At 72.1% G+C, this 25164-nt stretch carries 22 protein-coding genes; 11 read left to right on the forward strand and 11 right to left on the reverse strand.

Annotated features, from left to right (window positions below; all coding sequences use genetic code 11):
* Positions 1-15 precede the first annotated feature (15 nt).
* From gabT to QI633_RS15055, 3 genes are read left to right on the forward strand one after another with little or no spacing between them, the layout of a single operon-like run.
* Positions 16-1371 carry a 4-aminobutyrate--2-oxoglutarate transaminase gene (gabT, locus tag QI633_RS15045; protein WP_141798456.1) on the forward strand — a complete coding sequence of 452 codons (1356 nt, stop codon included), beginning with the start codon at positions 16-18 and terminating at the stop codon, positions 1369-1371.
* Complete coding sequence (locus tag QI633_RS15050) at positions 1371-2642, forward strand: Glu/Leu/Phe/Val dehydrogenase (RefSeq protein ID WP_141798455.1); 1272 nt, start codon at positions 1371-1373, stop codon at positions 2640-2642. Before gabT ends, QI633_RS15050 begins: the two co-directional genes overlap by 1 nt.
* Before the next feature lie 26 nt (positions 2643-2668).
* On the forward strand, positions 2669-4051 hold the full coding sequence (locus QI633_RS15055; RefSeq protein WP_282426242.1) for an NAD-dependent succinate-semialdehyde dehydrogenase: 1383 nt from the start codon (positions 2669-2671) through the stop codon (positions 4049-4051).
* A gap of 33 nt (positions 4052-4084) precedes the next feature.
* Here QI633_RS15055 and QI633_RS15060 read toward each other — a convergent pair whose 3' ends face one another.
* Both QI633_RS15060 and QI633_RS15065 read right to left on the reverse strand, forming a co-directional pair.
* On the reverse strand, positions 4085-4324 hold the full coding sequence (locus QI633_RS15060; RefSeq protein ID WP_282426243.1) for a hypothetical protein: 240 nt from the start codon (positions 4322-4324) through the stop codon (positions 4085-4087).
* Between the two features lie 17 nt (positions 4325-4341).
* Positions 4342-4707: a hypothetical protein gene (locus QI633_RS15065; protein WP_282426244.1), complete on the reverse strand. Its 366-nt coding sequence runs from the start codon at positions 4705-4707 to the stop codon at positions 4342-4344.
* 82 nt (positions 4708-4789) lie between these two features.
* On the opposite strand from QI633_RS15065, the gene serA reads away from it, so the two are divergent.
* From serA to QI633_RS15080, 3 genes are all read left to right on the forward strand, one after another.
* On the forward strand, positions 4790-5983 hold the full coding sequence (gene serA, locus QI633_RS15070; RefSeq protein WP_282426245.1) for a phosphoglycerate dehydrogenase: 1194 nt from the start codon (positions 4790-4792) through the stop codon (positions 5981-5983).
* A gap of 126 nt (positions 5984-6109) precedes the next feature.
* Positions 6110-6694 carry a DUF6318 family protein gene (locus tag QI633_RS15075; protein WP_282426246.1) on the forward strand — a complete coding sequence of 195 codons (585 nt, stop codon included), beginning with the start codon at positions 6110-6112 and terminating at the stop codon, positions 6692-6694.
* Between the two features lie 224 nt (positions 6695-6918).
* A complete protein-coding gene (locus QI633_RS15080; protein WP_282426247.1) occupies positions 6919-7422 on the forward strand; it encodes a PKD domain-containing protein in 504 nt (167 codons plus the stop codon).
* Between the two features lie 8 nt (positions 7423-7430).
* On the opposite strand, the gene QI633_RS15085 is transcribed toward QI633_RS15080, so the two are convergent.
* From QI633_RS15085 to QI633_RS15105, 5 genes are all read right to left on the reverse strand, one after another.
* Complete coding sequence (locus QI633_RS15085) at positions 7431-8753, reverse strand: HNH endonuclease signature motif containing protein (RefSeq protein WP_282426248.1); 1323 nt, start codon at positions 8751-8753, stop codon at positions 7431-7433.
* A 63-nt stretch (positions 8754-8816) separates the two neighbouring features.
* Positions 8817-9755, reverse strand: coding sequence for an agmatinase (speB, locus tag QI633_RS15090; protein ID WP_141798448.1), 939 nt, complete (start codon positions 9753-9755; stop codon positions 8817-8819).
* A complete protein-coding gene (locus QI633_RS15095; protein WP_282426249.1) occupies positions 9752-11074 on the reverse strand; it encodes an NAD(P)/FAD-dependent oxidoreductase in 1323 nt (440 codons plus the stop codon). The genes speB and QI633_RS15095 overlap by 4 nt, the downstream gene beginning before the upstream one ends.
* 112 nt (positions 11075-11186) lie before the next feature.
* Positions 11187-12539, reverse strand: coding sequence for a PucR family transcriptional regulator (locus tag QI633_RS15100; RefSeq protein ID WP_282426250.1), 1353 nt, complete (start codon positions 12537-12539; stop codon positions 11187-11189).
* An 11-nt stretch (positions 12540-12550) separates the two neighbouring features.
* Positions 12551-13492, reverse strand: a complete 942-nt coding sequence (locus tag QI633_RS15105; protein WP_282426251.1) for a helix-turn-helix domain-containing protein — start codon at positions 13490-13492, stop codon at positions 12551-12553.
* Between the two features lie 291 nt (positions 13493-13783).
* On the opposite strand from QI633_RS15105, the gene QI633_RS15110 reads away from it, so the two are divergent.
* Positions 13784-14932, forward strand: coding sequence for a DUF418 domain-containing protein (locus tag QI633_RS15110; RefSeq protein WP_282426252.1), 1149 nt, complete (start codon positions 13784-13786; stop codon positions 14930-14932).
* Between the two features lie 75 nt (positions 14933-15007).
* Here the strand turns inward: QI633_RS15110 and rpsA are convergent, their stop codons facing one another.
* Positions 15008-16480 carry a 30S ribosomal protein S1 gene (gene rpsA, locus QI633_RS15115; RefSeq protein WP_141798443.1) on the reverse strand — a complete coding sequence of 491 codons (1473 nt, stop codon included), beginning with the start codon at positions 16478-16480 and terminating at the stop codon, positions 15008-15010.
* Positions 16481-16679: 199 nt separating this feature from the next.
* Between rpsA and QI633_RS15120 the strand changes: the two genes are divergently transcribed.
* From QI633_RS15120 to QI633_RS15135, 4 genes are all read left to right on the forward strand, one after another.
* Complete coding sequence (locus QI633_RS15120; protein ID WP_141798442.1) at positions 16680-17471, forward strand: class I SAM-dependent methyltransferase; 792 nt, start codon at positions 16680-16682, stop codon at positions 17469-17471.
* Between the two features lie 132 nt (positions 17472-17603).
* On the forward strand, positions 17604-20396 hold the full coding sequence (locus tag QI633_RS15125; protein ID WP_282426253.1) for an Ig-like domain-containing protein: 2793 nt from the start codon (positions 17604-17606) through the stop codon (positions 20394-20396).
* Between the two features lie 42 nt (positions 20397-20438).
* Positions 20439-21137, forward strand: a complete 699-nt coding sequence (locus QI633_RS15130; RefSeq protein ID WP_282426254.1) for a class I SAM-dependent methyltransferase — start codon at positions 20439-20441, stop codon at positions 21135-21137.
* Positions 21134-22162 (forward strand): hypothetical protein, encoded by a 1029-nt coding sequence (locus QI633_RS15135; protein WP_282426255.1) that lies wholly within the window; start codon positions 21134-21136, stop codon positions 22160-22162. The genes QI633_RS15130 and QI633_RS15135 overlap by 4 nt, the downstream gene beginning before the upstream one ends.
* Before the next feature lie 3 nt (positions 22163-22165).
* Here QI633_RS15135 and QI633_RS15140 read toward each other — a convergent pair whose 3' ends face one another.
* From QI633_RS15140 to QI633_RS15150, 3 genes are read right to left on the reverse strand one after another with little or no spacing between them, the layout of a single operon-like run.
* The gene (locus QI633_RS15140) at positions 22166-23155 is read right to left on the reverse strand and encodes a DUF3068 domain-containing protein (RefSeq protein ID WP_282426256.1); all 990 of its coding nucleotides are present in this window, start codon (positions 23153-23155) and stop codon (positions 22166-22168) included.
* 13 nt (positions 23156-23168) lie between these two features.
* Positions 23169-24395 (reverse strand): glycosyltransferase family 4 protein, encoded by a 1227-nt coding sequence (locus QI633_RS15145; protein ID WP_282426257.1) that lies wholly within the window; start codon positions 24393-24395, stop codon positions 23169-23171.
* Positions 24392-25156, reverse strand: a complete 765-nt coding sequence (locus QI633_RS15150) for a dolichyl-phosphate beta-glucosyltransferase (RefSeq protein WP_141798436.1) — start codon at positions 25154-25156, stop codon at positions 24392-24394. Before QI633_RS15150 ends, QI633_RS15145 begins: the two co-directional genes overlap by 4 nt.
* Positions 25157-25164 lie beyond the last annotated feature (8 nt).

Consider the following 25164-nt stretch of genomic DNA (forward strand, 5'->3'; position numbering starts at 1 on the left):
CCTACCGTCGTACTCATGACCGACACCACCTCCGGGCACACCTCCGGCGGCCCTGGCATCACCCAGGAGCGACGCCTCGTCACCGCTATCCCCGGCCCGCGCTCGCAGGAGCTCGCGGCCCGCAAGGCGAAGGCGGTCGCCTCCGGCGTCGCCGTCGGCCTGCCCGTCCAGGTCGTCGCGGCCGGTGGCGGCATCCTCGTCGACGCCGACGGCAACCAGCTGATCGACCTCGGCTCCGGCATCGCCGTCACCACCGTCGGCAACAGCTCGCCGCGCGTGGTCGAGGCCGTGACCCGGCAGGTCGCCGAGTTCACCCACACCTGCTTCATGGTCACCCCCTACGAGGGCTACGTGGCCGTCGCCGAGAAGCTCAACGAGCTCACCCCCGGCACCCACGAGAAGCGCTCGGCGCTGTTCAACGCCGGCGCCGAGGCGGTCGAGAACGCCGTCAAGATCGCCCGCTCGGCCACCGGCAAGCAGGCCGTCGTGGTCTTCGACCACGCCTACCACGGCCGCACGAACCTCACCATGGCGATGACGGCGAAGAGCATGCCCTACAAGAGCGGCTTCGGCCCGTTCGCCTCCGAGGTCTACCGTGCCCCGCTGTCCTACCCCTTCCGCGACGGCGGCCTCGACGGCGTCGAGGCGGCCCGCAGGGCGATCGACGTCATCGAGAAGCAGGTCGGCGCGGGCAACCTGGCCGCGGTCGTGATCGAGCCCATCCAGGGCGAGGGCGGCTTCATCGTCCCGGCCGAGGGCTTCCTGCCGACCCTGGTGGCCTGGTGCCGCGAGAACGGCGTCGTCTTCGTCGCCGACGAGGTGCAGACCGGCTTCGCCCGCACCGGCGAGCTGTTCGCCTGCGACCACGAGGGCGTCGTGCCCGACCTGATCGTGACCGCCAAGGGCATCGCCGGCGGCCTCCCGCTCGCCGCCGTCACCGGCCGCGCCGAGATCATGGACGCCGCGCACGCGGGCGGCCTCGGTGGCACCTACGGTGGCAACCCGCTCGCCTGCGCCGCCGCGCTCGCCGTCTTCGAGACGATCGAGGCCGAAGGCCTGGTCGACCGCGCCCGCACCATCGGCAAGACCATGACCGAGCGGCTCGCCGCGATGCAGGAGAACGACCCCCGCATCGGCGAGGTCCGCGGCCGCGGCGCGATGATCGCCGTCGAGCTGGTCAAGCCCGGCAGCACCGACCCGGACGCCGACCTCACCAAGAAGGTCGCCGCCGCCGCCAACGCCAAGGGCATGGTCGTGCTGACCTGCGGCACCTACGGCAACGTGCTGCGCTTCCTCCCGCCGCTGTCGATGCCCGACCACCTCCTCGACGAGGCGCTCGACCTCCTCACGGAAGTCTTCCAGGAGAACTGATGACCGCGCTCCAGGAGCCCGTCGCCACCGCGACCGGGCCGCTGAATGACGCCCGCACGCAGCTGCGGGAGGCCACCACGCTGCTCGGGTACGACGAGGGCCTGCACCAGATGCTCGCCACCCCGCGCCGCGAGGTGACCGTCAGCATCCCGCTGCGCCGCGACGACGGCACCACCGAGCTGTTCGTCGGCCACCGGGTCCAGCACAACTTCTCCCGCGGTCCGGCCAAGGGCGGCCTGCGCTACTCCCCCGACGTCGACCTCGACGAGGTCCGCGCGCTGGCGATGTGGATGACCTGGAAGTGCGCCCTGCTCGACGTTCCGTACGGCGGTGCGAAGGGCGGCGTCCGGATCGACCCGCGCAACTACTCCGATGCGGAGCTGGAGCGCGTGACCCGCCGCTACACCAGCGAGATCAGCCCGCTGATCGGCCCCGAGCGCGACATCCCGGCGCCGGACATCGGCACCGACGAGAAGACCATGGCCTGGCTGATGGACACCTACTCCGTCCAGCAGGGCCACACCGTCCTCGGCGTCACCACCGGCAAGCCGATCAGCCTCGGCGGCTCGCGTGGCCGCGCCACCGCCACCTCGCGCGGTGTCGTCCACGTCGCCCTGGCGGCGCTGCGCTCGCGCGGCATCTCGCCGGACGCAGCCACGGCGTCGGTGCAGGGCTTCGGCAAGGTGGGCCGGTACGCCGCCCGATTCCTCGCCGAGGCCGGCACCCGGGTGCTGGCGGTGTCCGACCAGTACGGCGCGGTGTTCGCGTCGACCGGACTCGACATCGTCGCCCTCGAGGCGCACGTCGACGCCACCGGTTCGGTCGTCGGCTTCGCCGGCGCCGAGGCGATCACCAACGACGACGTGCTCGAGGCCGAGGTCGACCTGCTCGTCCCCGCCGCGGTCGAAGGAGTCCTCCGCGCCGACAACGCCGGCCGGGTGCGCGCCGCGGTGATCGTGGAGGGCGCCAACGGACCCACCACGCCCGAGGCCGACCGGATCCTGCAGCAGGCTGACCGCCTCGTCGTACCGGACATCCTGGCGAACGCCGGCGGCGTGATCGTGTCCTACTTCGAGTGGGTGCAGGCCAACCAGGCGTACTGGTGGAGCGAGACCGAGGTCGAGGCCCGCCTCGCCGAGCGCATGCTCGACGCGTGGGAGTCGGTCAACGCCGCCGCCACCCGCCTCGACGTACCCCTGCGCACCGCGGCGACCTGCCTCGCCGTCGAGCGCGTCGCCCAGGCGCACCAGCTGCGCGGCCTCTACCCGTGATCCGCACCCCTGATCTGGAGACCACCATGACGAACACCTTCGAGGTCCACGACCCCGCCACCGGCGCGGTCATCGACACCGTCGCCGATGGCACCGTCGCCGACGCGACCGCAGCGGTCGACGCGGCCGCCGCCGCGTTCCCTGCCTGGGCCGCGACGCCGGCCCGGGTCCGTGCCGAGATCCTGCGCCGCTGCTACGACCTGATGGTCCGCGACGCCGACCTGCTCACCGGCCTGATCGCCGCCGAGAACGGCAAGTCCGTCACCGACGCGCGTGCCGAGGTCACCTACGCCGCCGAGTTCTTCCGCTGGTTCAGCGAGGAGGCCGTCCGTGGCGAGGGCACGTACGGCGACGCGCCGGCCGGCAACGCCAAGACCCTGGTGACCTACGCCCCCGTGGGCGTGGCCGCGCTGATCACGCCGTGGAACTTCCCGGCCGCGATGGCGACCCGCAAGATCGCGCCCGCCCTGGCCGCCGGCTGCACCGTCGTCCTCAAGCCTGCCGCGGAGACCCCGCTGACCGCGCTCGCCGTGGCGAGGATCCTGCTCGAGGCCGGCGTGCCCGAGGGCGTCGTCAACGTGGTCCCGACCACCGACGCCGCTGCCGTCGTGACCGCCTGGCTCGAGGACCCCCGTGTCCGCAAGGTCAGCTTCACCGGCTCCACCGGCGTCGGCCGCACCCTGCTGCGCCAGGCCGCCGACCGGGTCCTCAACTCCAGCATGGAGCTCGGCGGCAACGCCCCGTTCGTCGTCACCGCCGACGCGGACATCGACGCGGCCGTCGCCGGCGCGATGATCGCGAAGTTCCGCGGCGGCGGCCAGGCCTGCACCGCCGCCAACCGGTTCTACGTGCACGCCGACGTTGCCACCGAGTTCGTCGAGAAGTTCTCGGCTGCCGTCGCCGCGCTCAAGGTCGGCCCGTCCGCGGACGAGGCCAACCAGATCGGCCCGGTCATCAGCGAGAAGGCGCTCACCGGCATCACCAAGCTGGTCGACGCCGCTGTCGCGGACGGCGCGAAGGTGGCCGTGCAGGGCACCGTCCCGGCCGAGGGGTGGTTCTTCCCGCCGACGATCCTGGTCGACGTACCCGTCGGTGCGCCGATCCTGTCCGAGGAGATCTTCGGCCCGGTCGCGCCGGTCGTCACCTGGACCGACGAGGCCGAGCTGCTCGCGTCGGTCAACGACACCGAGTTCGGCCTCGCGGCGTACGTCTTCGCCGGCCGGCTCCAGGACGCGCTGCGCCTCGGCGAGCGGATCGACGCCGGCATGGTCGGCATCAACCGCGGCATCGTGTCCGACCCCTCCGCGCCGTTCGGCGGGGTCAAGCAGAGCGGCATCGGCCGCGAGGGCGCCCACGAGGGCATCCGCGAGTACCAGGAGACGCGCTACTACAGCGTCGACTGGAGCTGAGTCAGTCACGAGGTTCAGCTCCGGAACCGCCCCTCACCGCTGTGTCGGTGCGGGGCGGTTCCGCCATCTCGGTCGGGGAGCCGCGGCGGCAGGTCGAAGGCGTCGAGCACCTGCTCGTCGCTGAAGACCGTGGCCGTCACGGAGCACGTACGCCGCGAAGCCGGCCTGGCCGTTGGCGCGGACCGGGACGGTGCGCCAGTGCGTGCCGTTGGCCGCGAACACCCAGTCCATGAACACGCCGTAGCTCTCCGGCCAGGTGAACCAGTTGGTCATCGGCGGCATCTCCATGATCACGTCGGCCGCGTCCGGCTCCCGGGCGCGGTCCGCACCCGGGCATCCGGCAGCGGTTGCAACCACGGCACCTCCCCCATCTCGAACGGGCTGCGCGGGTCCGTCTCCGGGACCAGCCCGGACGGCAGCGGGCGCCCGGTCTCGCCGGCGAGCAGGATCCCCGCCTCGCTGCGGGCGATCACCGCGTCGGCGCCGAGGAAGCGCAGGCTGACCCGGGTGTCGACGGCGGTGCTGCCTCTGAGCGGACCGGCGAAGCCCGCCGCCATGGCGTCGCAGACGGCCGCCCGGCCAGCACGCAGGGAGCCGGGCATGATCGCGGGGCCGGTACCTCTGGAGTACGTACTCGCGGCGACGGTGGAACTCACCGGCCTGATCGCGACTTTTCGCGGGTGTCCACAGCAGCGGCCTGACGCGGGGTCGGGGCCGCCGCGCCGGTAGGATTCCGATGTGAAGGCCCTACTCCTCGAGAACATCCACCCGGCCGCCGTCGAGACCCTGGAGGCCCGCGGCTACGACGTGGAGCTGCGTGCGGGCTCCCTGTCCGAGGACGAGCTGATCGCCGCCCTCCCCGGCGTCCACCTGCTCGGCGTACGGTCCAACACCAACGTGACCACCAAGGTCCTCGAGTCCGCGTCCGACCTCGTCGCCGTCGGCTGCTTCTGCATCGGCACCAACCAGGTGGACCTCAAGACCGCCGCCGCCACGGGCATCGGGGTGTTCAACGCGCCGTACTCCAACACGCGCAGCGTCGTCGAGCTGGTCATCGCCGAGATCATCGCGCTCGCCCGCCGCCTGCCCGAGAAGACCCAGCGCATGCACGAGGGCGTGTGGGACAAGTCGGCCAAGGGCAGCCACGAGGTGCGCGGGCGGACGCTCGGCATCGTCGGCTACGGCAACATCGGCACGCAGCTCTCCACCGTCGCCGAGGCCCTCGGCTTCAACGTCGTGTTCTACGACACCGCCGACCGCCCGGCCCACGGCACCGCCCGCCGCGTTCGCTCGCTGCGCGAGCTGCTCGAGATCTCCGACGTCGTGAGCCTCCACGTCGACGGGCGCCCCGGCAACGCCGGCTTCTTCGGTGCCGCCGAGTTCGCCCAGATGAAGCCGCGGGCGCTGTTCATCAACGCCTCGCGCGGCATGGTCGTCGACTACGAGGCCCTGCGTGACTGCCTGGAGTCGGGCCATGTCGCCGGTGCCGCCGTCGACGTCTTCCCCGCCGAGCCGAAGGCCCAGGGCGACCCGTTCGACTCGGTGCTGCGCGGGCTCGACAACGTCATCCTGACGCCCCACATCGGTGGCTCCACGCAGGAGGCGCAGGAGGAGATCGGCTGGTTCGTCGCCGAGAAGCTCGCCCGCTTCGCCCTCGAGGGCAGCACCGCCCTGTCGGTGAACCTGCCCGCCGTCCAGCCGCCCGAGCTGCCCGCCGGCCGGCGCCTGGGCCTGCTGCACCGCAACGTCCCCGGTGTCCTCGCCGACCTCAACGCCACCTTCGCCGAGGCCGGCGACAACGTCGTCGACCAGCTCCTCTCCACCAAGGACGGCCTCGGCTACGTCGTCATCGACGCCGCCGAGCCACTCTCCAGCGCCGCCCTCGACCGGCTCCGCGCCGCCGAGTACACCGTCTGGGCGCGCACCTGGTGACCACCTGAGTGGACGCCCTTCGGGGCTTTCCACAGCTCGCCGCCTGTTGGTGGCGCCTGCCGCCCGGATCGGGATAGCGTCACGAACGCGTCCCCGGTCCGGGCGCTGCAATTCTCGGGAGGACCCATGGGTACGACGCTCCGCGCCGCCGCCGCCGCCGCAGCTGCCGTGCTGCTGCTCGTGGCTGGGTGCTCCGACGACGGCCCGTCCCCACGGGACCCGACCTCGACCTGGAGCCCGACGGGGAAGATGGAGACACCCACCTCCGCCGCGCCCGACCCGGTCGAGCCGGACTTGCCGGCTGCGGCGGCCGAGGCGAGTGAGGCCGGGGCTCGGGCGTTCATCGGGTACTACTGGGAGCTGATCAACTACGCCCAGGCGACGGGGGATGTGAAGGCACTCAGGTCGGTGTCAGCATCGACCTGCGAGGGCTGCATGGCCGGAATACGCGGAATCGAGAAGCACTACAAGGCCGGCGGGTCGATCGTCGGTGGAACCAATCGGATCGCGCACCTGAACCTGACCGAGGTGACGTCGGCATCCGGCATCTACGCGTTCCAAGGCGACGCCCGGGTCGACCACGACGCACAGACGATCGTTGCTGGCGACGGCACCCAGGACCCGCGCACGTCCGGGTCCGACAAATGGAACCTGTACGCCCTTTGGGCAGACAACTCCCATTGGCGCCTGGACGTCATGGAGCTGAAGTGAGAGTCCCGGTCCTAGTGCTGAGCGTAGCGCTCGCGAGCCTCGGGTCAGTGGCCCATGCGGACGACGGCGACTCGTCGGGGACCTCGGACGAGTCGTTCTGGGCTCAGGAAGTCGACGAGTCTCAGGCGAGCGGTGGAGGCCACCCGGCACATCAGGTCAACACCGCCACCGATGAGCCGCACATCACCGTGGGTGAGCACGCGTGCGTAGGAGCAGAGCAAGTCGTGGCTGCTCAATCCGGCGGCGAGACCGGCGCAGCTGTGTGCGGCGCCGAAGCGCAGCCCACGCTCACCACCGCCGACGTCCAGAAAGCCTTCGCCGAGCTCAAGCTCGACCCCGGCACCCTCGTCATCCAACCACCCGACGGCCTCACCCTGGTCAACTTCAAGACCAACTTCTACACGACCACAACCACCCCGACGACCCTGACCGTCACCCTCCTCGACCAACCCGTCACCCTCGAAGCCACCCCCGCCACCTACACCTGGCACTTCGGCGACGGCCAGACCACCAGCACCACCGAACCCGGCGCCGCCTACCCCGCCCTCACCATCACCCACGAATACCTCCGCAAGGGCGACTACCGCCCCAGCCTCTCCACCACCTACACCGGCCGCTACAAGATCGGCGCCGGACCCTGGCAGACCATCCCCGGCACCGTCACCATCGACGGGCCCACCCAACCGCTGCGCGCGATCGAGGCCCAACCCAAGCTGGTCGGCTACTGACCGGCGTCTCAGGCGGCGTTGTCGAGCAGCAACGTCGTCACCATGATGTCGGCGCGCGTCGATACCTCATCCGCCCGCGGGGCGGTGATGCGTCGTGTGCCGCTCGGATCGACCAGGTAGTGAGCCCCGTAGGGATCGCGCCAGATCACGATCCCGGGGAACGGATGTCGTACGTGCCAGCCGGCATGGGTCTTGATCCGGTGATGGGTCCGCGTCAGCGGCGCGAGGTTGTCGACACTCGTCGGACCGCCCTGGGCGTGAGGGACGGCATGGTCCAGGTCCATCCGCCGGCCAGTGTTGGCCGCGAACGGGAACACGTCGCCGGGATGGACCAGGTGGACCGCCTCACGCATGCGGGCGGGGATCTCGTAGGCGTCGACCGGCGCCATCCCCGCAAGATCGAGGACCGGCGTCACCTGCACTCGCGCGGCGGTGCCAGCCAGCAGCTCGACGATCCGGCCGACCGTGACCGGTCCATGGCCCTCGAGCCGGGCGACCGGTGAGTCGGCGTACAGGTGGAGGTAGACCTTGGCCCGCACCTTCACCGGCCCCGCTGTCGCGTCCACCTCGTCGAGGTCTCGGTGGGCGTCGGGGTTGAGCAACAACGCGGCAGCCGCGACCCGACGATCGTTGAGCGCGGCATCGGGCATCGCGCCCTTCAACCGCTCCGCGACCGCCGTGACCGCGGCGTCGATGCCCGCGATGGTCACGGCATCGGCGCGGATGGTGAAGGTCGCCATGCCGTGCAGGTTGACCCGCGAGGGCCGTGCACAGCGCTCCTTGGCGGCTGCTTGCTCACGGACGCGGGCCAGCTCGGGCGCCGCGGCGGCGACCTTGCCTTGGACCAGCAGCTCGAAGCGGGACCACGCCAGTCGGCCGTCCGCGACCTGGACCACCTCGCCGTCGACCCACCCTGCTTCGTCGACGGCGAGCTCGCGGGTCGCCGCAGCCACCCATCGCGCGTGCGAGACCCGCACCGTCCCGGCCTGCACGCCGGCCCACAGCTTCGGCAACCGCAGCACCAGGTCGACCGCGTCCGCGATCAGCCGGCGTGCGCCGTACGGACTCGTCTGGATCCGCGCGCCGAAGGCAGCGGCCGCATGCTCGGTGATCAACGGAGTGCCCGCTCCACCGACCCGACGAGCACGCGTCCGGCCACGTCGATCCGAGACAGGAAGCCGATCAGGATGGTGCAGCACCGCCCACTGGTAGGCCGCCTGCAGGATCCGGCGTTCGGCCTCCACCCGGGCAGCATGAGCAGCCTCGACGAAGTCGAGGACCCCCACTGCAGGCAGACCCTTCAGGTCTGCCACCGCCCGATCGGTGACCATGCCCCGATCGAACACGAGGGGTCCGACACAAACCCCCGCGTCCCGCCCCCGGGCCGACGAGGGTCAGGCGGGCTTGCCCGGCAGCACCGACAACAGCTCGTAGGCGACGTGGGCGGCGGCGATGCCGGTGATCTCGGCGTGGTCGTACGCCGGGGACACCTCAACGATGTCGGCGCCGACGACGTTGAGACCCTCGAGGCCGCGCAGCACCTCGAGCAGCTGGGCGCTGGAGAGGCCGCCGGCCTCGGGGGTGCCGGTGCCGGGCGCGAAGGCGGGGTCGAGGACGTCGATGTCGAGCGACACGTAGACGGGGCGGTCGCCGAGGCGCTCGCGCATCCGGTTGATGATGTCGTCGATGGGCGAGCGCACGAAGTCGCGGGCGTGGACGGCGGAGAAGCCGAGCGCCTCGGACTCGTCGAGGTCGAGCTTGCTGTAGAGCGGCCCGCGGATGCCCATGTGCATCGCGTGGGTGAAGTCGATCAGTCCCTCCTCGGAGGCGCGCCGGAACGGCGTGCCGTGGGTGTACGGCGCGCCGAAGTAGGTGTCCCACGTGTCGAGGTGTGCGTCGAAGTGGAGGACGGCGATCGGCCCGTGCCGCTCGGCCTGGACCCGCAGCAGCGGCAGGGCGATGGTGTGGTCGCCGCCGATGGTGAGCAGGGTGCGCGAGGTACCGGACAGCTCGCGGGCGCCGGCCTCGATGGAGGCGATCGCCTCGTCGAGCGAGAACGGGTTGGCGCCGAGGTCACCGGCGTCGGCGACCTGTGCCCGGGCGAAGGGCTCGCTGTCGTTGGCGGGGTTGTAGGGACGCAGCAGTCGCGAGGACTGGCGGATGTGGTTCGGGCCGAAGCGGGCGCCGGGCCGGTAGGAGACGCCGCCGTCGAACGGCACGCCCCACACGAGGGTGTCGGCGTCGCCGACGTCACTGAGCCGCGGCAGGCGCGCGAAGGTGGTGTCCCCCGCGTACCGCGGGATCTGGGTCGCGTCGACGGGTCCGACGGTCATGCTGCGCCTCCCTGGCTCTGGTTGTCTGCTGCGTCCATGATCTCGCGAGCTCCACGCTTCCCCGACTCGATGGCGCCGTCAATGAAGGCGCGCCACCGGGTCGCGGTGTGCGAGCCGGTGAAGTGCACGCGGCCCTCGGGGCGGGCCAGCGCGTGCTCGTACTTCGCGAACTGGCCGGCCCGGAAGGTCGCCCAGGTGCCGTACGAGAACTCGTCGTGCACCCAGTCGTGGGTGGCGGCGTCCACGACGACGGCGTCCGGCGCGTACTCCCGTACGGCGCGCTGGACGTCGGCGAGGTCGCTCGCGTCGACTCGGTCGTGCTCGGGCGCGAAGCAGACGAGCACGGTGCCCTCGGGCGACTCGTGCATCGCGCCGACGTAGTCGAACGACGTGCCCCAGCCGTAGCCGCTGATGTCGTCGGGCACGTTCGTCGCCAGCGCCCAGACCTTCTGGCCCTGGCCGGCGTGGTTCTCCTGCGAGGCGGCGAGCTTGTCGGCGGGAAGCGCGGGCTCCCACGCGATGTCCTTGAGTACGCCGATCGGCACCGTCACCAGGACCCGCCCGGCGGTGGCGGTGCCGCCGTCGTAGGTCACCGTCACGCCGTCGGCGTCCTGCACGACCGAGCGCACCGGGGAGGACAGCTTCAGCTCACCGGCCAGGTCCGCGCGGATCGCGTCGGCCAGCGACCGGGTGCCGTCGGTGAAGGTGTGGCCCAGCACCGAGGCCTGGACCATGCCCCACAGCGAGTTGTCCATCGAGGCGCACCAACGGATGATGTCGAGCGCCGAGCCGATCGACTCGTGCGCGTTCGCGCAGCCGCAGAACCACGAGATCAGCAGCTCGCGGGCGTTGCCCTTCATCCCGACGCTGTCGGCCCACTCCTCGATCGGCACGTCGAGGTCCGCGAGGTCCTGCTCGGACAGCGGCCGGGTGTAGTCGAGGCGGTCGCCGGCGGCGAGCAGCTGGCGCACGGCGTGCTCGAGGTCGCCGTACTCCGCGGGCGTGCAGGGCAGCAGTGTCTCGAGCACCTTGCCGTGGTCCGACCAGGTCATCCGGTCCGGGAGCACCGAGTCCTGGATCGGTACGCCGTAGCGCTCCACCTCACCCCAGACGTGGGTCTGCTGCGGGACGATCCAGGTGCCGCCCATCTCCAGGCCGACGCCGCCGAGCAGGTCGGTGCGGTACCAGGTGGAGCCGCCGATCCGGTCACGCGCCTCCAGGACGAGGACGCTCCGGCCGGCCTCCCCCAGCTCGCGGGCCGCGGTCAGGCCGGAGAAGCCGGCACCGATCACGATGACGTCGTAGTGCGGTTGGTTCATCGGGCGCTCCTGGTCGAAAAACTGAATGCCCGTTCAGAATGACCCATGCCACACCCGGAGGGCAGGGTCGGATCCTCCAATCTCGTCGACCAGCGTTGGAGGATCCTCCACCTCAGGGCAGGGCGCGCAGCGCTAAGAAGAGGTCGACCCGGTCGGCGGTGGAGGCCAGCGAGCGTCCGGTCAGCTCCTCGACGCGCTTCATCCGGTGGCGCAGCGTGTTGATGTGCACGTGCAGCGCGTCGGCCGTCTCCTGCCAGCGCCCGCCGCCGTCGAGGAAGGCACGCAGGGTGGCGACCAGCTCGGTCCCACGGTCGCGGTCGCTGTCGAGCACCCCGCCGAGCACCGTGCGGGCCAGCGCCTGCAGCACCGCCGGGTCCTGTGCGGCGAGCAGCACCGCCGGGCTGGCGAGCTCCTCGTGGGTCAGCCAGCCCTCGACACCGCGTGCCACCAGGGCGTCGGCCGCGTGCCGCGCCTGGAGCAGGCTGACCCGCAGGTCCTCCGCGGCAGCGGCCTGTCCGACACCGACATAGCCCGCGACCGGCACCCGGGCGACGTCGTCCCCCACGAGGCACACGACGTCATCGGCCCGCTCCACGACGAGGTACGGCGCCAGCGCGGCCGCGACCACAGCCGGGGTCACGCCCCGGGCGACCACGCAGCGCAGCGTGCGGCCGAGCGGGACACCCAGCGCCTCGAGCCGTGCGGTCACCGTCGCGGCCGGTGCGCCGGTGGCGATCCACTCGACGACCTCCCAGGCGTAGCGCTGCTCGGTGGCACGTACCGCCCGCTCCCGCTCCAGCTCCAGCGCCAGGAAGGGCATCGCACTGGAGACGGCGGCCTGGACGTCGACGTCGAGCGCGGCGAGCGGGCGCGGGAGCACCAGTGACGCGTCGGCGAGCCCCTCACCGATCAGCGTGACCGGACAGCCGCCCTCGGGGACCGGGCCGTGGGTCGTCGTACCGGCGACGACGGCGACCTCGATGCCGAGCCGGCGACGCAGCACGCGCAGCACCGAGTCGACACCCCGCTCGGCGCGCAGCGCGGCCACGATGGCGCCGTGGTGCTCGAGCTGGCGGCGCAGCGGCGCCTCCCACTCGACCCGCTTGGCGGCGACGAACACCTCCGCCAGCTGGACGAAGGGCACCGCGACGGGTACGGCGAAGCAGGTCAGCCCGCGCGCCGCGGCGGCGGCCACCAGGCCGGCGGGCGCCTCGTCGTCGGCTGCGAGCCGGCCGAAGCCGATCGCGATCGCACCGGCATCGGCGACCTCGTCCACCCATGCAGCGGGCGCCTGACCGAGCCGCTGCCAGGCGCCGGTGGTCAGCACGACCTCGCCACCACGGAGGAACTCCCCCGGGTCGGCGACCTCGATGCTGTGCACCATGCGCACCTCCCGGTCCGCAGCGCCGGGGACCAGGACCTCGAGACCGAGCGCCGGGTCGTCGAGCAGCTCGTGGAGCAGCACGTCCGCCCCGCTCAGCAGGCGAACTGGCGGCGGTAGCTCTGCGGGCTGACCCCGCGGACCCGCACGAAGTGGTGGCGCAGCGTCGCGGCGTTGCCGAAGCCGACCTCGCCGGCGATCCACTCGACCGGCTGCTCGGTGCGCTCCAGCAGCTCCTCGGCGGCACTGACCCGCTGCCGGGTGACCCAGTGGTGCGGGGTCGTTCCGGTCTCGTCGCGGAAGCGGCGGGCGAAGGTGCGTGGCGACATCAGCGCCCGCTTGGCGAGCGCCTCGACGGAGTGGTCCTCGCCGAGGTTCTCCAGGATCCAGGTGAGCAGCGGGCGGAGCGTGTCGGCGTCGCAGTCGGGCACGGCGCGGGCGATGTACTGGGCCTGTCCCCCGTCGCGGTACGGCGGCACGACGGCCCGACGCGCGACGATGTTGGCGATGCCGGCGCCGTACTCCTGGCGCCAGATGTGCAGCGCGGCGTCGAGCCCGGCCGCACTGCCGGCGCCGGTGACCACCTGGCCCGCGTCGACGTAGAGGACCTCGGGGATCACCTTCGCGAGCGGGTACTCGCGCTGCAGCCGCTCGGTGTGCATCCAGTGCGTCGTGCACTCGCGGCCGTCGAGCAGGCCGGCCTGGCCGAGCACGAAGGAGCCACTGCAGACCGACATCAGCCGGGCACCGCGGTCGTGGGCGGCGCGGATCGCGTCGAGGACGGCCGGCGACGCATCGCAGTTCTTGATCGCGGGGATCGCCACCAGATCGGCCTCGGCGACCCGGTCGAGACCGTGGGCGGCCTGCAGGGTGAAGCCCATCGAGGTGCGCATCGGGCGGTCGTCCTCGGCGCACACGGCGAAGTCGATCGCCGGCACGCCGTCGTCGGTGCGGTCGATCCCGAAGGCCTCGCACAGGATCCCCAGCTCGAACGGAGCGACGCCGTCGAAGGCGATCACGGCCACGTTGGTCAGCACCGGACCACTCTCGCAGCAGAGTGGCAGATAATCAATGCAGTGCGTCTTTTCTGCCACTGGTGGCAGGAACTGCGCCAGAGCATGATTTCTGCCATGACCATCGCACTGATCCTCCTCCTGCTTCTCGCCGGGCTCGGCGGGCTCCTCCACTGGGCACACCGCGACGGGCTGCTCATCCGCCAGCAGCCCACCTGGTTCGACTGACCCGCACGGGCAGGTGGGGATATCCCCACCTCCGGTTCGGGGCCTGGACTCCGCGCGGTCACCGCCTGCGGCGACGAGCGTGGAGCCATGACCACCACCACTCTCGGGCCCACCCGACGCAGCGAGCGTGCGCTCGCCCCCGACCTGATCCGTGGCGCGATGCTGCTGTTCATCGCGCTCGCCAACGCAGGCAACTGCGCCTTCGCCGGCCAGCCCGGCCTCGACCCCGACCCGCACGGCATCGCCAGGGTCCTCAACTTCGGGCTCTCCCTGCTCGTCGACAGCCGGGCCTATCCCGTCTTCGCGATCATGTTCGGCTACGGCCTGGTCCAGATCGCCCGGCGCCAGGAGCGTGCCGGCGCCGACCCCCGGCGGGTCCTCGTCCGGCGCAACGCCTGGCTGGTCGGCTTCGGCCTCGTGCACGCGGGCCTGCTCTACTTCGGCGACTTCCTCGGCGCGTACGGGCTGCTGGGCCTGGCCGCGACCTTCCTGCTCGTGCGCCGCACCGACCGCTTCCACCGGGCGGTGCTGTGGCTGTGGGGACTGCAGTCGATCTACCTCGTCGTGCTCCCGGTCCTCGCCGCCACCCACGACTGGTCCGGCGGCGCCGGGCTGGTCAACTCACCGAACCCCTCGCTCGCCGCGGACTCCTACCGCGCCTCCATCGGCGACCGGATCGCCGAGTGGCCCGCCCACACGCTTTCCGTGCTGCCGGCCATCGTCATCGTCTGGCTCGGGATCTGGGCGGCTCGGCGTCGGATCCTCGAGAACGTCGACCAGCACCGCACCCTGCTCGTCCGCACCGCGGTCATCGGCCTCGGCATCGCGGTCCTCGGCGGACTCCCCTACGCCCTCGTCGCCGCCGGCGTCCTCCACCCGGCCGCCGGCACCGTCGACATCCTCGCCCTGCTCCACGACGTCAGCGGCGAGTACGCCGGGCCCGGCTACATCGCCGCCCTCGCCCTCCTCGGCGCCCGCCTCTCCCGCACGGGACGAGTCGGCGCCGTGGCCGCTCTCGGTCAGCGCTCCCTGTCCGGCTACCTGCTCCAGTCGGTGTGCTGGCTGGTCCTGTTCGCGCCCTTCGCCCTCGACCTCGGCGGCCACACCGCCTTCGCGGTGCTCGCCGCGGTCGGCGTCTGGCTCGCCTCCGTGGCGCTCGCCGCCGGCCTCCACAGGCGCGACCACCCCGGCCCGGCCGAGAAGGTCCTGCGCCGGCTCACCTACGGCCACCGCTGAGACAGCCAGAAAGACCCGAAGGCCCCGACCGTACGGTCGGGGCCTTCGTGGTTGCTGCGGTGAAGCGTGGGGCGATCAGTTGCCGCCGGTCAGCTTCTCGCGAAGCGCCTGCAGCGCCTCGTCGGACGCGAGCGAGCCGCCGGTGGCGTCCTCGGCCGGGGCGGAGGAGTACGAGCTGGACTCGCCCGCCTCGATCTCGGCCTGCTTCGCGTCGGCCTGCTGCTTGACGTGGGCCTCCCAGCGAGCGTGCGCCTTGGCGTACTGCTCCTCCCACTTCGCACGCTGCTCGTCGAAGCCCTCGAGCCACTCGCCCGTCTCCGGGTCGAAGCCCTCGGGGTAGATGTAGTTGCCCTGGTCGTCGTACGTGGCCTCCATGCCGTACAGCGTCGGGTCGAACTCCTCGACGTCCGCCGCGGCAGCGGTCTCGTTGGCCTGCTTGAGCGAGAGGGAGATCCGGCGACGCTCGAGGTCGATGTCGATGATCTTGACCATGACGTCGTCGCCGACCTGGACGACCTGCTCCGGGATCTCGACGTGGCGCTCGGCCAGCTCGGAGATGTGGACCAGGCCCTCGATGCCCTCCTCGACCCGCACGAACGAGCCGAAGGGAACCAGCTTGGTGACCTTGCCGGGGACAATCTGACCGATCTGGTGGGTCCGGGCGAAGTGCTGCCACGGGTCCTCCTGGGTCGCCTTCAGCGACAGGGAGACACGCTCGCGGTCCATGTCGACGTCGAGGACCTCGACGGTGACCTCGTCACCCACGGTGACGACCTCGGACGGGTGGTCGATGTGCTTCCAGGACAGCTCCGAGACGTGGACGAGACCGTCGACGCCGCCGAGGTCCACGAACGCACCGAAGTTGACGATCGAGGACACGACACCCTTGCGGATCTGGCCCTTCTGGAGCTGGGTGAGGAAGCCGTGGCGGACCTCGGACTGGGTCTGCTCGAGCCAGGCACGGCGCGACAGGACCACGTTGTTGCGGTTCTTGTCGAGCTCGATGATCTTGGCCTCGAGGGTCTGACCGACGTAGGGCTGCAGGTCGCGGACCCGGCGCATCTCGACGAGCGAGGCGGGCAGGAAGCCGCGCAGGCCGATGTCGATGATGAGGCCGCCCTTGACGACCTCGATGACGGTGCCCTCGACGACGCCGTCGGCCTCCTTGATCTCCTCGATCGTGCCCCAGGCGCGCTCGTACTGGGCGCGCTTCTTGGACAGGATCAGGCGACCCTCCTTGTCCTCCTTCTGGAGAACGAGAGCCTCGACCTTGTCGCCCACCTGGACGACCTCGGACGGGTCGACGTCGTGCTTGATCGACAGCTCACGCGAGGGGATGACGCCCTCGGTCTTGTAGCCGATGTCCAGCAGAACCTCGTCACGGTCCACCTTGACGATGGTGCCGTCGACGATGTCGCCGTCGTTGAAGTACTTGATGGTCGCGTCGATGGCGGCCAGGAAGTCCGCCTCGGAGCCGATGTCGTTGACCGCGACCTGGGGCGCGTTGTCGTCGAAGCTCGCAAGGGGGGTCGAGAGGGTGCTCGTCATGTAGTCGGTCAGTCCTTGAAGTGGGCAGATGTAGTCGGGATGATGCGTCTGCGGACCGTCGCCCGGCGGGCAGGCCAGCACACAGACGTTCCAGAGTACGCGCCGCCCGACGCGGGAGTCCAACCGGCGACCACTATCCTCGGCAGACGTGCAGGACGTCGAGGGCGCAGAGGGCGTCGAAGCATGGCCACATCCCCCCGTGACCGCCCACCGGCGGGCCGCCGACGAGGGCGAGTCGCGCCGTGCCAACGGAGCCGACTGGGACCGGTACGCCGACGAGTACCAGGCGACCCACGGCGGGTTCCTCGGTGACATCGGCTTCGTGTGGGGCCCCGAGGGGCTGAGGGAGGAGAACGCCGGGATTCTGGGCGAGGTGCGCGATCGCGACGTCCTCGAGGTCGGCTCCGGCGCCGGTCAGTGCTCGCGCTGGGTGCGCAGCCGGGGCGGGCGCGCCATCGGGCTCGACCTCTCCCACCGGCAGCTGCAGCACTCGCGACGGATCGACGAGGCGTCCACGGTCGTCGTACCCAGCGTGCTCGGCACCGCCACCGCGCTCCCCTTCGCCGACGCGAGCTTCGACGTCGTGTTCTCCTCCTTCGGGGCGCTGCAGTTCGTGGCCGACATCGACGTCGCCGTCGCCGAGACCGCGCGGGTGCTGCGTCCGGGTGGCAGGTTCGCGTTCTCGATCACCCACCCCACACGGTGGATGTTCCCCGACGATCCCGGCGAGGAGGGGCTGACGGCGACCCAGTCGTACTGGGACCGCACGCCGTACGTCGAGGTCGACGACGCGACCGGCGCGACGTCGTACGTCGAGCACCACCGCACCCTCGGCGACTGGGTCGCGCTACTGGCGGGGGCGGGCTTCCGGCTGACCACGCTGCTCGAGCCGGAGTGGCCCGAGGGGCACGAGCGGCTCTGGGGCGGGTGGTCCGGGACCCGTGGGCGGCTCACGCCGGGCACGGCCATCTTCGGCGCGGACCTGGGCTGACCTGGTCATTTCGGACCATGGCCGGCCGGGCCTTCCGTCCTCATTCCGGCCGGATCGACGGCGTACCCCTCCCCGGGACCGTCCCGCTCATCAATAGTGGCGGTTCGGGAACCGTGCTGGAGGGAGCACCTCATGTCCGCATCACAGGCGCGTCGCAGGCTCAGGGCCGTGGCGCCACTCGGTACGGCGGCCGCGACCATGGCCGCACTCGCACTGACCGTTCCACTCGCCCCACCAGCGCAGGCCGATCCCCTGCCGGCCCCCTACTCGGGATCGGCGCACGCCGACCTCGTGGACCTGCCGGTCGACGTACTCGATGCGTCGGCGGCGAGCGTGCCGGTGGGCCACGCGCTCACCACCGTCGACAGCACGCTGGCAGCCGACAACGTCACCGCGGACTCCGCCAACGTGGACGTCGCGCTGGCCGGTATCCCGATCGACCTGGACAGCCTCAGCGTCACCGCGCCGCCGACGGACTCCGCGTCCGACACGCTGGTGCCGCTCGACCTCGCCGCCCTGGGCGCGATCGACGCGATCGACCGCACCGTGGCGGCCAATTACGTCAGCGCGACGTCCTGCCCGCCGCTCGTCGGCACCGAGCGCCTGCTCGGCCGCTCCACCAGCTCCGTAGCGTCGGTCGGCCTGCTGAACAACGTGGCGACGATCGGCGCGGTCCAGGCGACGACCACGACGAAGCTGGTCGACGCCGACGTCGACGGTCACGCCGACATGGTCTCCGAGACCAGCACCACGGTCGGCGACGTCCAGCTGCTGCCCGCCGTGGCCGGCGGCATCACGGTCCGGCTCTCCGACGCCGTCGTGACCCGGGCCACCTCGGACGGCACCACCGGTACCGCCGCCGTCGTCAGCCCCGCCGTCACCGCCCAGGTCCTCGTGGCCGGCCTTCCCCTCGCCACGATCAACGTCGGCGACGGCATGGTGAACGTCCCGGTCAACCTCGGTCTCGCCACCGTCAGCCTGCAGATCGGCTTGGCCAACTTCACCGACACCTCCTCCGGCGCCACTGGCGCGGGTGCCCTCGACGCCGTGCTGCGCATCCGGCTGCAGGCGTCGCTCGCCCTCACCGAGCTGGCGGACCTCGACCTGGCGATCGGCGCCGGTGCGGTCGAGGCCACGGCGCCGGCAGGCGGCGTCGAGTGCGGCGCCACCCCGGCCGACACTGTCATCACGGCCCCGGCCGACGCCTCGACCGTCACCGACGCCACCCCCGCCATCACCGGCACCGGCGAGCCCGGCACCACGGTCTCCCTGGTGATCGACGGTGGCACCCCGATCAGCGTGCCGGTCGACGGGTCCGGCAACTGGACCTACACCCCGACCACCGACCTGACTGAAGGCAGCCACACCATCACGGCCGACGGCAACGCCAACGGCACCGGAGTCGACGACACCACCACCTTCACCGTCGACGCCGTACCCGCCGCCGCCACCGTGATCACCGCCCCGGCCGACGCCTCGACCGTCACCGACGCCACCCCCGCCATCACCGGCACCGCCGAGCCCGGCACCACGGTCTCCCTGGTCATCGACGGCGGCACCCCCATCACCGTCCCCGTGGACGGCACAGGGAACTGGACCTACACCCCGACCACCGACCTGACTGAAGGCAGCCACACCGTCACGGCCGATGGCAACGCCAACGGCACCGGCGTCGACGACACCACCACCTTCACCGTCGACGCCGTACCCGCCGCAGCCACCGTGATCACCGCCCCGGCCGACGCCTCGACCGTCACCGACGCCACCCCCGCCATCACCGGCACCGCCGAACCCAACTCGACGATCTCCCTGGTCATCGACGGCGGCACCCCCATCACCGTCCCCGTCGACGGGTCGGGCAACTGGACCTACACCCCAGGAACCGACCTCACCGACGGCAGCCACACCGTGACCGCCGACGGCAACGCCAACGGCACCGGCGTCGACGACACCACCACCTTCACCGTCGACGCCGTACCCGCCGCCGCCACCGTGATCACCGCCCCGGCCGACGCCTCCACCGTCACCGACACCACCCCCGCCATCACCGGCACCGCCGAACCCAACTCGACGATCACCCTGGTCATCGACGGCGGCACCCCCATCACCGTCCCCGTCGACGGGTCCGGCAACTGGACCTACACCCCGACCACCGACCTGACTGAAGGCAGCCACACCGTCACGGCCGATGGCAACGCCAACGGCACCGGCGTCGACGACACCACCACCTTCACCGTCGACGTACCGCCGAAGGACACCGACGGCGACGGCGTACCGGACAGCCAGGAGGCGGCGGACGGGACCGACCCGAACAACCCGGACACCGACGACGACGGGCTGAACGACGGTGCCGAGAAGGCGGCCTGGACCAACCCGAACAACCCGGACACCGACGGCGACGGCCTCAAGGACGGGCGGGAGGTCTTCGGACCGACGGGATGCGTGACTCCGGCTGGTGTCGCGACCAGCACCAACCCGCTCTGGCGCGACACCGACGCCGACGGCCTGACCGACGGCCAGGAGGTCAACGGGTCCGACGTGGCGCAGAAGTACTGGACGGTCCGGGGCAAGCCGAGGAAGTCGAAGGCGAAGACGATCGGCCTGGTCCGCACCAACCCGTGCAACCGGGACACCGACGGCGACCGGCTCACCGACTTCCAGGAGGTCACCGGCGTCAAGGTCGGACAGCGGGTCGTCCGCTCGAAGGCCAACGGCGGGCCCTACAAGATCAAGGTCCGCAAGACCGACCCGACCCTCGCCGACACCGACAAGGACAAGCTGAGCGACTACGACGAGGTCACCGGCGCGAAGAACAAGAGCTTCGGCAAGCGGAAGACCGACCCGACCCTCGCCGACACCGACTGGGGCGGCGGCCGCGACGGCAAGGAGGTCCGGACCAAGACCGACCCGAGCCGCCACGGCTGAGGGGAACCGCCACCTCTCGTGCACTGTCACTAGGGTGGATCCGTGGACGCGGAGGAGATCGCCAAGTCGGCCGAGCTCGAGCACCGGCACTGGTGGTACGCCGCCCGCCGAGCCCTCGTGCGACGTACCGTCCGCGACTGGCCGGCGGGCCGCGCCATCGACGTCGGGTGTGGCATGGGTGGCAACACCGCGGTGCTGCGCGAGCTCGGCTGGCAGGCGATCGGGGTCGAGTACACCGACACCGGCTCCGACATCGCCGCCGCCCGCGGCATCCCGGTCGTGCAGGGCGACGGCCGGCAGCTGCCCGTCGCGGACGCGTCGGTCGACCTGGTGATGTCGACCGACGCGTGGGAGCACATCGACGACGACGCGGCGGTGGCCCGCGAGACCGTGCGGGTGCTGCGTCCGGGTGGCCGCGTGCTCGTGGCGGTCCCGGCCGGGATGGCGCTGTGGAGCGGGCACGACGTCGCGCTGGGCCACGTCCGCCGCTACGAGAGGCAGCAGCTGGCCGACCTCGTGACCGGCGCCGGGCTGGTCATCGACGACCTCTGGTCGTGGAACGTGCTGCTGCGCCCGGTCGTCCGCGCCCGCCGCCGCAACAAGCACGCCGCCGAGAGCGAGATGGAGGAGGTGCACCCGGTGCTCAACGCCGGGCTGCGCGCCGCCCTCGCGGTCGAGCGCGGCCTGCCCGTCAAGCGGCTGCCGGGCGTCAGCCTGGTGGTCCTCGCCCACAAGCCGTGAGCGGGTACGACGACCGCGGCTGGGTCGCCGATCCCCGGATCGGCTGGCGGATCCTGCTGACCGCGAGCGTGCCGGCACCGGTCCGGACCGTCGAGCTCGCCGACCGGCTGGACGCCCTGGTCCGTGCCGAGGGGTGGCCCGCGCGCCCACCGCTCACCGCACCGACCCTCGCCCACCTGTACGACGCACTCGTCGCACCGTCGCGCGAGCCGCTGCTCGTCGGCGCTCACGGCCGCGACGTCGTGGTGTCCGCCCACCACGGCGCAGTCGACGGCCTCGGCCTGCTGACGGTCCTGGATCGCCTCGGCCTGGGTCCCGCGACCTCGTCGGCGCGCGGGGTCGGGGACCGTACGACGACCGGTGGCCTCGTCACGACGGCCGCCCGGCGGCTCGGCGAGGTGGCTCTCCACCCGCCTTCAGGGGTGAGCCCCCCGGCGGTCCCGGTGCCCACGCCCGGCGACGTGCTGGTGGCGGCCGAGGTCCCGGGCACGGTACGCGCGGCGCCGCTGGTCCACGCCGCCGCGCGGGCGGTGGTGCGGCACCAGGCCGCGCGCGGCCAGCAGGCGCGCCACGTCGCGATCGCCGTGGGCGCCGTTCGCGGACAGGCCGGCGCCGGGCTCGGCGACCACAGCGTGCTGCTGCGCCTGCGCGACGTCGAACGGCTCGACCTGGCCGGCGTCACCGAGGCGCTGCGCACCGCCCCCGTGGTGACGCCGCCGAGGCCGGCGCCCGACCGGCCGTGGACGCGCCTGGCGGCCCGGGCGACCGCGACCGGCCTGCGGCTGCTGGCTCCACGGCTGGGCTCGACGCTGCTCGTGTCCCACCTCGGCGAGGTCGAGGCGCCCCACGTGGAGCGGCTCGCCTTCCACCCCGTGACCGCCGGCGGCACCGGGCTCTCGCTCGGCGCGGTCGGCCACCGCGGCCGCACCGTGCTGACCCTGCGGGCCCGCGCCGCGCAGTGGAACGACAACGGCCTCGAGCAGATGCTCGAGGCCGTCGTCTCCCTCCTCGGAGAGGAGTCCTAGGGGTCAGGCGTCGACGAGCGCCTTGTCGTCACGCCGGGCGGTCCGCTGCTGGCGGGCGCTCTTGCCGAGGACCAGGCCCGCGGCCAGCAGGCCGGCGCCGAGCAGCAGCAGGATGCCGGGGAAGACCAGCTTCATGCCGCCGAGCAGGGTCGCGTTGCCCTTGGCGTCGCTGACCAGGTCGTCGACCTGGGCCTGGGTGTACTGCACCGTGCCGGTGAACGCGGGGACGCTGGTGCCGTCGTACCGCAGCTCCTGGACGCGGTTCTCGACCCGGTTGACCGGCGAGCCGGTGGTCGGCTCGACCCAGAAGGTGCGGGTCATCTGGTACCACATCTCGGCCTCGACATTGCCGGTCTCGGTGGAGCCGAAGACCTTCGCCGGGACGCTGCGCGTCTCGACCATGGTGTCGGGGATGGTCTGCACGAACTTGTAGACCGTGAGGCCGTCGACCTTCTCCTCGCCCTCGAACTTCGCGTCGACGGCCTTGCCGAGCGTGCCGTCCCAGAGCGGGTAGTCCTTCTTCTCGGTGGCGAACGGGAACTTGAAGACCAGCCCCTTGCGGGTGACGTCGACCCGGTCGACCTTGGTGAAGTCGTCGGCGCTCGCGACCTCCTCCCACGAGCCGCACTTGGCGCAGTCGACGGCGGCACCGGTCTTGCCGTCGAAGGGCGCCCGCTCACGGGTCTGCTGGAAGTCCTCGCCGCCGACCCGCTTGACCGTGGTCGAGTTCACCCACACCACCGTGTCGCCGGGCGCCTTGACGCCGCTGTCGGCGATGGTGAACGACGTGATGTCGAGGTCCGAGGTCTCCGGCGCGAGCACGTCGGGGTCGGAGTTGAAGATCTCGGCGCCCTTGGCCTCGAGCTTGGTGGTGCCCTCGTAGTCGGGCGGCACGTTGGCGAGAACCGGGTAGGCGTAGAAGCGGACCAGGGCGGCTGCCACGATCAGGAAGACACCGAGTCCGACGGACACGGCGGCGAGCTTGCTGCGCATGAGCGAGCCTCTCTCAGACGGCCACGCGAGCGTCGCGTGGGTGGTGACGGTCGGGCAGCGCGGCCGCGTGCCCGAGGAGCTGGATGGTCAGGTCGCGCGCCTGCGAGCGCATCTGCGACCAGTCGAACTTGTGGGCCCAGGCCAGGCACGCCTCGGCGCGCAGGACGCGGGTCCCGGGGTCGGCGGCGTCGACAAGGGCGGCGGTCAACGCGTCGGTGATCCGGGTGACGACGGTGGCCGGGTCCGCGCTGTCGGGGACCAGCCAGCCGCTCTCCCCCGGCCGGATCGAGTCACGCAGCCCGGGCACGTCCCGGGCCACGGTGGGTACGCCGTGGGCGGCCGCGTCGATGACCGCCTGGCCCCAGCCCTCGGCATCCGAGGCGCACACCTGCACCGAGGCCCGCGCGAGCAGGCCGTCCTTGTCGGCTGCCGGCACGAAGCCGTGGAACGTGACCTGGCCGGCGAGGCCGAGCTCGGCCGCCCTGGCGACCAGCCGGTCGTGCTCGGGCCCGCGGCCGATGACGTCGACGCGGAGGGTGCGGCCGGCGAGCGCGGCGCTGTCCTGCGCGCGGCGCACTGCCTCGAGCACGAGGTCGACCCGCTTGTGGGTGACCAGCCGGCCCAGGACGACGACCCGGTCGGGATCCTTCGCCGCAGCATCGACCTGCTGTGCGTCGGGCAGGTCCGCACCGTTCTCCAGGATCCGGACGTCCCCGGTCCAGCCGAGCTGCTCGCGCATCTCGGCGACGGTCGAGGCCGACACCGCAGCGGTCACGTGGTGCCGGTAGACCGAGCGCATCGCGACCCGCTCCATCCAGCGGCCGAAGGCCGCGACCGGAGCCGGGAAGTGCACCGCGAACTGGGCCTGGTGCACGTGGTGGACGATGAGCAGGGCCGGAGTGCCGCGGCGCAGGACCAGCGGCGAGAACGACGGCAGCCCGCAGGCCGGGTCGATCACGGCGTCGATCCGCCGCCGGTGGCGCAACAGCCAGGCCAGCGCGAACAGGTAGAACGTCAGCGCGCCCCCGCCGCGGCGTACGGCGATCCCGTCGCGGACCTCGCGGGGCGCCTGGCCCTCGTCACGAGCGGTCACGAAGTGCACCCGCGCCCCGGCCTCGTGCAGCGCCCGGGCGTACTGCCAGGCGTAGATCTCCGCGCCGCCGGCGAGCGAGTGGTCGAGGTCGCGCCAGTTGACGACGACGACGCGTCGACCCGCGAGCGCGTGGTCGGGCCGGGTCATGCCTGGCTCCCGGCGAGCAGCACCGGGGCGGCCGCGACCGGCGCGGGCCGGTCGAGCGCCCGGCAGCGCCAGGCGATCCGGGCCAGCTCTGCGAACGCCGCGGCGCCGTGGCGCGACGGCACGAAGGTCGACCCGGGCACGTCGGTCCAGGTCACCGGGATCTCCTGCACCTCGGCGCCGAGGCCGCGCAGGCGCACGAGCAGCTCGACGTCGAACGAGAACCCCGCGGTCTCCAGCCGGCGCGCGGCCGACCGGGCCAGGCTCCCGCGGAACACCTTGAACCCGCACTGGGTGTCGGCGATCCCCGGCACCAGCCGGCCGGCGAGGCGTCGGTAGGCCGCCGCACCCAGCGAACGGGTGCGGCAGTGCCGTGCCTCGGTCTCGCTCCCGGCGACCGCCCGCGACCCGATGACGACGTCGGCGCCGAGGAGCACCTCGCGCCAGGCCGCCTCGATCGCGTCGAGGCCGGTCGCGCCGTCGGCGTCCATGAAGCACACCAGGTCGGCGTCGGTGGCGAGCAGGCCCGCACGGACCGCGGCACCCTTGCCGCGGCGCGCGCACCGCACCACCCGCACGGGCAGCGCCGCCGAGTCGGCCTCACGGGCCACCTCCGCGGTGCGGTCGGTGCTCGCGTTGTCGACGACGAGCACCTCCACCCGGCCGAGCACGCCGCGGTGCGCCGTCACGTGACGACGCAGCTCCCGCAGCGTGCGCGGCAGCCGGCGTTCCTCGTTGTACGCCGGAATGACGATCTGCAGCATCGGACCCT

Origin of the sequence: Nocardioides sp. QY071 (assembly GCF_029961765.1) — a bacterium.
In the GTDB taxonomy this organism is placed as follows: Bacteria; Actinomycetota; Actinomycetes; order Propionibacteriales; family Nocardioidaceae; genus Nocardioides.

Coding starts and splice junctions, on each gene's coding strand:
- rpsA (WP_141798443.1), bottom strand. CDS start 16,480: ATGACGAGCACCCTCTCGACCCCCCTTGCGAGCTTCGACGACAACGCG.
- QI633_RS15075 (WP_282426246.1), top strand. CDS start 6,110: ATGGGTACGACGCTCCGCGCCGCCGCCGCCGCCGCAGCTGCCGTGCTG.
- QI633_RS15145 (WP_282426257.1), bottom strand. CDS start 24,395: ATGACCCGGCCCGACCACGCGCTCGCGGGTCGACGCGTCGTCGTCGTC.
- QI633_RS15060 (WP_282426243.1), bottom strand. CDS start 4,324: ATGACCAACTGGTTCACCTGGCCGGAGAGCTACGGCGTGTTCATGGAC.
- gabT (WP_141798456.1), top strand. CDS start 16: ATGACCGACACCACCTCCGGGCACACCTCCGGCGGCCCTGGCATCACC.
- QI633_RS15055 (WP_282426242.1), top strand. CDS start 2,669: ATGACGAACACCTTCGAGGTCCACGACCCCGCCACCGGCGCGGTCATC.
- QI633_RS15125 (WP_282426253.1), top strand. CDS start 17,604: ATGTCCGCATCACAGGCGCGTCGCAGGCTCAGGGCCGTGGCGCCACTC.
- QI633_RS15085 (WP_282426248.1), bottom strand. CDS start 8,753: ATGGTCACCGATCGGGCGGTGGCAGACCTGAAGGGTCTGCCTGCAGTG.
- speB (WP_141798448.1), bottom strand. CDS start 9,755: ATGACCGTCGGACCCGTCGACGCGACCCAGATCCCGCGGTACGCGGGG.
- QI633_RS15140 (WP_282426256.1), bottom strand. CDS start 23,155: ATGCGCAGCAAGCTCGCCGCCGTGTCCGTCGGACTCGGTGTCTTCCTG.
- QI633_RS15110 (WP_282426252.1), top strand. CDS start 13,784: ATGACCACCACCACTCTCGGGCCCACCCGACGCAGCGAGCGTGCGCTC.
- QI633_RS15150 (WP_141798436.1), bottom strand. CDS start 25,156: ATGCTGCAGATCGTCATTCCGGCGTACAACGAGGAACGCCGGCTGCCG.
- QI633_RS15095 (WP_282426249.1), bottom strand. CDS start 11,074: ATGAACCAACCGCACTACGACGTCATCGTGATCGGTGCCGGCTTCTCC.
- QI633_RS15050 (WP_141798455.1), top strand. CDS start 1,371: ATGACCGCGCTCCAGGAGCCCGTCGCCACCGCGACCGGGCCGCTGAAT.